Annotated in this window: 6 protein-coding genes; 5 read left to right on the forward strand and 1 reads right to left on the reverse strand. The window is 60.6% G+C overall.

The genetic code is table 11. From position 1 onward, the window contains the following. Positions 1 to 70 precede the first annotated feature (70 nt). From HQL56_17645 to HQL56_17655, 3 genes are all read left to right on the forward strand, one after another. Positions 71 to 2,140, forward strand: a complete 2,070-nt coding sequence (locus tag HQL56_17645; protein MBF0311343.1) for a HAMP domain-containing protein — start codon at positions 71 to 73, stop codon at positions 2,138 to 2,140. A gap of 184 nt (positions 2,141 to 2,324) precedes the next feature. Continuing rightward, positions 2,325 to 2,627, forward strand: coding sequence for a type II toxin-antitoxin system HigB family toxin (locus HQL56_17650; GenBank protein ID MBF0311344.1), 303 nt, complete (start codon positions 2,325 to 2,327; stop codon positions 2,625 to 2,627). A gap of 7 nt (positions 2,628 to 2,634) precedes the next feature. After that, on the forward strand, positions 2,635 to 2,991 hold the full coding sequence (locus HQL56_17655) for a transcriptional regulator (protein MBF0311345.1): 357 nt from the start codon (positions 2,635 to 2,637) through the stop codon (positions 2,989 to 2,991). On the opposite strand, the gene HQL56_17660 is transcribed toward HQL56_17655, so the two are convergent. After that, positions 2,978 to 3,574, reverse strand: a complete 597-nt coding sequence (locus tag HQL56_17660) for an NUDIX domain-containing protein (protein MBF0311346.1) — start codon at positions 3,572 to 3,574, stop codon at positions 2,978 to 2,980. The two genes, HQL56_17655 and HQL56_17660, sit on opposite strands and share 14 nt — an antisense overlap. 268 nt (positions 3,575 to 3,842) lie before the next feature. Between HQL56_17660 and HQL56_17665 the strand changes: the two genes are divergently transcribed. Together HQL56_17665 and HQL56_17670 are read left to right on the forward strand one after the other, a co-directional pair. Further along, positions 3,843 to 5,165 carry an ATP-binding protein gene (locus tag HQL56_17665; GenBank protein ID MBF0311347.1) on the forward strand — a complete coding sequence of 441 codons (1,323 nt, stop codon included), beginning with the start codon at positions 3,843 to 3,845 and terminating at the stop codon, positions 5,163 to 5,165. Next, a partial coding sequence (locus tag HQL56_17670) for a hypothetical protein (protein ID MBF0311348.1) occupies positions 5,146 to 5,768 on the forward strand: 623 nt, incomplete at its 3' end. The genes HQL56_17665 and HQL56_17670, both read left to right, overlap by 20 nt.

Genomic DNA, 5,768 nt, shown 5'->3' on the forward strand with positions numbered 1-5,768 from the left:
ACGATCTGCCGTTTTTTCGGGCGAATTGCATTTTTTTTGAACATCCCTTCCATTCAAGAAAGGTCGTACCATGCGTCTTGCCGATATCCGGATGCGTCCCAAGCTGATTGGCCTGTTTCTACTGGTGGGTCTGTTACCCATGTTGGGAGTGGGTTGGTATTCGGCGCAACAGGCGGATCATGAGCTGATGCGGGAGGCATTCAACCAGTTGAGTGCGGTGCGGGCCATCAAGAAGACTCAGGTGGAGCGTTATTTCGGGGAACGGCTGGGGGATATCGGGGTTCTGGCGCGGAGCGGGGATGTGCGTCGCGGTCTGGCGGCGATGCAAAAGGCCTTCGAAGCGGAGGGGCGTCGCACGGGAGGGGCGGTCTGGACGGCGGCGGCCCGGGAATCGACGGGATGGCTGGATACGTTCGTGAAGGAGTATGGTTATTACGACCTGTTCCTCATCGGCAAGGAGGGGGATGTGGTCTGGAGCCAGGCGGGGGAGAGCGATTTGGGGCAGAATCTGCTTTCCGGCGGCTTGCGCTCCTCCAGCCTGGGCAAGGCCTATCAAAAAGCGGCGGGCAGCGGCAAACCGGCCATCGGGGATTTCGAGCCTTATGCCCCTTCGAAGGGGGAACCGGCCTCTTTTGTGGTGGATCTGGTCCGGGAAGGGGATCAGGTGGTGGGCGCGGTGGGACTGCAACTCTCCCTGGAAGCGATCAACGGCATGATGCAGCAGCGGGAGGGCATGGGCCAAACCGGGGAAACCTATCTGGTGGGGCCGGACAAGCGCATGCGTTCCGACTCGTTTCTGGACAAGACGGGCCATTCGGTGAAGGCCTCTTTCGCCGGAACCGTGGAGAAGAACGGCGTGGATACCGAGGCCTCCAAGGCGGCATTATCCGGAGTGACGGAGGCGCGCATCATCACCGACTACAACGGCAACCCGGTGTTGTCGGCTTTTGGACCGGCGCTGGTGGGGGATCTGACCTGGGCGGTGCTGGCGGAGATCGATCTGGCGGAGGTGCATGAGCCCATCGTGGCCATGATACGCAACAATGTGATCGTTGCCCTGGTCATTGCGGCGCTGGTGGTGGCACTGGCCCTGTACATGGCCAATGCGGTGGCCACGCCGTTGTCCTCGTGCGTGGGCACGCTCAACAAGCTGGCCGGAGGCGATTTGTCCATCATTTGCCGGGTAACCCAGAAGGATGAGGTGGGCCAGGTTTCGGCGGCGATTGGCGACATGCTGATCCGGCTGAGGGAGGTGGTGAGCAACATCCGGGCGGCGTCGGAGCAGGTCAATCTTGGCAGTCGGGAGTTGTCGTCCACGGCGCAGTCCCTCTCCCAGGGGGCCACGGAACAGGCGGCTTCCATCGAGGAGACCAGCGCCGCCATGGAGCAGATGACGAGCAACATCGCGCAGAACACCGACAATGCCCAGACCACGGAGGAGATTGCCCAAAAGGCGGCGCGGGATGCCACGGAGGGGGGCAAATCGGTCACCGAGGCGGTTTTGGCCATGAAGGAGATTGCCGGCAAGATCTCCATCATCGAGGAGATCGCGCGGCAGACCAATCTGTTGGCGTTGAACGCTGCCATCGAGGCGGCGCGGGCCGGGGAGCATGGCAAGGGGTTCGCGGTGGTGGCGGCGGAGGTGCGCAAGCTGGCGGAGCGTTCCCAAACCGCTGCGGGCGAAATCGGCCAGTTGTCGGCATCGAGCGTGGCGGTGGCGGAGACGGCGGGGTCGATCATCACCCGGTTGGTTCCGGACATTCAGAAAACGGCGTCGTTGATCGCGGAGATCACCTCCGGTTCCCGGGAGCAGAATCAGGGGGCTGCTCAGATCAATGCGGCCATTGCGCAGTTGGATCAGGTGATTCAGCGGAACGCCGGCGCTTCGGAGGAGATGGCGGCCACGGCGGAGGAGTTGAGTTCCCAGGCCACGCGCCTTTCCGAGAGCATCGGGTTTTTCAAAACGGGCGGCGAAGGGCGGCGCGACACCTCCCCGGCGGCCAGGCCCGCGCCGGAGAAGGCCCTCGCGTCCGGGAAGGCCCCCGGCCCGAAGGCCCCTCCCCGGCAACTGCCCCCGCCGAAAGTGGCCCCGGAGAGGGACGAACCCGCGCTGGGGGATGAGGAATTCCAGCGGTTCTGAGAGGGAGACGGGGTTGGTTGAATGAATACGGGGGTCCGGGGGGGATTATCCCCCCCGGCGGGGTTCGGGGCAGCGCCCTGGGACTCTTCCTTTTGCTGTTGACACGATCATGCTGCGTTGTGCAGGGCCCTGAATAGTTACGGAAGATGTTGTGTTAATCCCAGTTTGGGACTAGCATGGGTCCATGAGAATCATTGCCCTCAAGAAACTCAGAGAAAGTTGGGAGAATGATCCGGCACTGCTTCCCGCCAGAGATCCGGTGCTGGCTTGGTATCGTCATACGCTGCAAGCGGATTGGCAAAATCCCGCCGAGGTGAAACGGGACTTTGGCAGCGCCAGTCTGTTGCGGGACAACCGGGTGGTCTTCAATATCGGGGGCAACAACTTTCGTTTGGTAGTACGAATCAACTACAGCTACCGGGTTGTCTATATTCGCTTTCTTGGAACACATCAACAGTACGATCAACAGGATGTCGAATCTGTTTGAGGAAATCATGGACATCAAACCCATCCGCAGCGACAGCGACTACCAGGCCACTTTGGATGAGATAGAGGCGTTGATGGCGGCGGAGGCCGATACCCCGGAGGGGGAACGCCTCGATATCCTCGTCACCCTGGTGGAGGCTTACGAAAGGAACCACTTTCCCCTGGACCTGCCCGATGCCGTGGAGGCCATCCGGTTTTACATGGCTCGACAAAACCTCACGCCACGGGATCTGGTTCCCATGATCGGGCAGATCAACCGGGTTTACGAAGTGCTGAATCGCAAGCGAAAGCTGACCTTGAAGATGATTCAGCGCCTGCACGACCAGTTGGGTATTCCTGCCGAAAGCCTGATCAAGGCAGGCTGAGAGCGTCTTTGTGCAGCGCCAGCCACTGCAGCGCCATGATGCCGGTGGAGCTGTGGACTTCGCCGAGTTCGATGCGGGCCAGGGCTTCCGGGAAGGGCATGATCAGGGTTTCGATGTCCTCGTTTTCGTGATCCAGCCCGCCGCCCCGACCGGTGGTGGTTTGGGTGGTGTCCACCAGTCCCAGGTAGAGATGCACCCGTTCCGATGACAATCCCGGCACGGAGAAGTAGGCGAAGAGGTAGTCCAGCCGGTAGGGCACGAAGCCCGTCTCTTCCAAAATCTCGCGTCGGGCCTGGGTGGCGAGGTCGTCCGTGCCTTCGCAACCCCCGGCGACGATCTCCAGTCCCCAGCCCTGCCCCTGTTTCAGATAGGCCCCGATGCGAAACTGCCGGATCAGCACCACGGCGTCCTGTTGCGGATCGTACAACAGAATGGCCACCGCCTCGCCCCGCTCCACGCACTCCAGGGGATGGGCCGGACACAAACTGCCGTCGAACCGGGGATACCGCACCATCAGACGCAGCACCCGGTAGAATCCCTGGTAAACCCGTTTGATATCCAGAATACGCACCTGCTGATTCATGATTCACCTTTTGTATCTGTTCCGATATACGGGGGTTCGGGGGGGATTATCCCCCCCGACTTACTCCAGGGCAGCGCCCTGGGACTTGTCCTTCTGCCATTGACCTTCCAACCCCACGGGGTCCAGGGGGCACCCCTGGGACGTGTTCTTTCGCTGTTGATACGGACGCGCCGCCCCTCCCCCGCTGCCGGGGGATGCTTGTTTCACTGCGGAGCAATGCGCTATGGTATTCCCGCAACCACGGAACTGCCAAGGAGCCGCGCACGCCATGAGCCTGCCCATTCCATCCAATCAGGATTTCTGGACCATCGCCGACAATCTGATCCCGGACATGGTATTGGAACCCGGCGATCCCCGGTATGTGGAGACGGCGGAAGCCAGGGGAGAGTTCAGCTTCGGCAAGCTGTTCGCCATGCTGGGCATCCATCCGACAACCCGACGGATGATTGCCCCACGGGAACGGGGTTATTTCCTTTTCCTGGGGCACACCGGTTGCGGAAAAAGCACTGAATTGCGCCGCCAGGGCAGTCTGCTCGGCGGAGCGGACAAATATGCGGTCATCTTTCTCGATGTTAATGTCGAACTCGATATCAGCAATCTGCAATACGTGGATGTGTTGTTCGCCTGCGCCCGCAAGCTGGTGGAAACCCTTCAGACGCTGGAGGTCAACATCGACTCCGTTTATCTGGAAGACTTGGGCAACTGGTTCAAGGAACGTATCGTTTCCCAGATGAAAGACAAGAGCCTTTCTCTTGCGGTGGAAACGGAACTCAAAGCCGGCATGGGATTGCCCATCCTGGGTTCGATGCTGGCCAAGATGACCAACGCTTTCAAGTATAACACCACTTACAAAGACGAATTGCGGCAGACGGTGCGCAACGTTTACGGCGATTTCGCACGGACGTTCAACCAGCTTGTCGAAGTCGCCACGGAAGCCCTGCGCCGTTCCGGCAAGGGGCAGGCGCCGCTCTTCGTCATCGACGGCACGGACCGGCTGCGCGGAGAGGACACCCTGCGCTTTTTCGTGGAGGACGTGCATCAGTTGCAGCAGGTGGCCGCCTGCTTCATCTACTGCGCCCCCATTTACATGCTTTACCAGAACACCCTATTGCAGCATCGCTACACCTACATCCATCGACTGCCCATGATCAAACTATTTGAAAAGGATGGCCACCGCGTGGAAGCCGCCTTTCAAAAGATGCGGGAACTGGTCTATCGTCGGGTACCGCAAGCGATGTTCGACGACGAAGCCACAGTGGATTACCTGATCGAATACTCCGGCGGACACCCTCGGGATCTGATCCGACTCTTGGCGGATACTCGTCTGGAAGAGATGAACCTGCCCCTGACCCGTGCAGCGGCGCAAAAAGCCGTGAGCAACATGGCCGTCGATTTCCGTCGCATTCTGACCCCGGAAGACTACCGCACCCTGAAACGACTCGACGCTCATATCGAAAACCCGGAAAACGATCCCCGCACCCACGCCCTGTTGGGACATCTCGCCATTCTGGAATACAACCAGTACTGGTGGCGCTCCCATCCGGTGATTCGCACCCTGGCGGAATATCAGCATGCCGACACCGCCTCCTGATTCCGCAACGATCACCCCGGAACACCGCCGAAGACTGGAGAAGTTGCACCGCCTGTTGCATCCGCTGCCCCGCCGTTTCGTGCTGGCCGTGCTGGTTTACGGGGACTCCGGCTACCGGGAACGCCTGATGGCCGAACTGGCCGCAATGGGGGTGGAGACGGGTCGGCTGGAGGTGCAAGACGATTGGTCCCATCCGCAGGAGATTCTGCAGGCCCTGGCAGAGTTCCCCCCCTTCCTGCCGGTCCATGTGCTGGGTCTGGGCCGCTGGATGACCCACGGTCCCGGCGTCGATCGCTTCCGTATGCTCAACTACACCCGCAACAGCTTCGCCAGCGAAGCCAACCGCCCCCTGCTGGTCTGGCTGGAAGAGGAGGAGACCCGTCTTTTCATCCTGGAAAGCCCCGACATGTGGGCCTGGCGCATCGGCTCTTACGATTTCATGCGGCCGTTTGCGCTGGAAATGCCCCCGTTACTGGATTTCAACGTCGTAACGCCGGAATTTGCCTGGATGGACAAGGAGCAGGCCGAAGCCCGCATCGCTTCCATCAGCCGCTATCTGGAAGGAAATCCGGAACCTACTCAGTCGGTGGCCGGGCTGTTGGA

Source organism: Magnetococcales bacterium, assembly GCA_015231925.1.
In the GTDB taxonomy this organism is placed as follows: domain Bacteria; phylum Pseudomonadota; class Magnetococcia; order Magnetococcales; family JADGAQ01; genus JADGAQ01.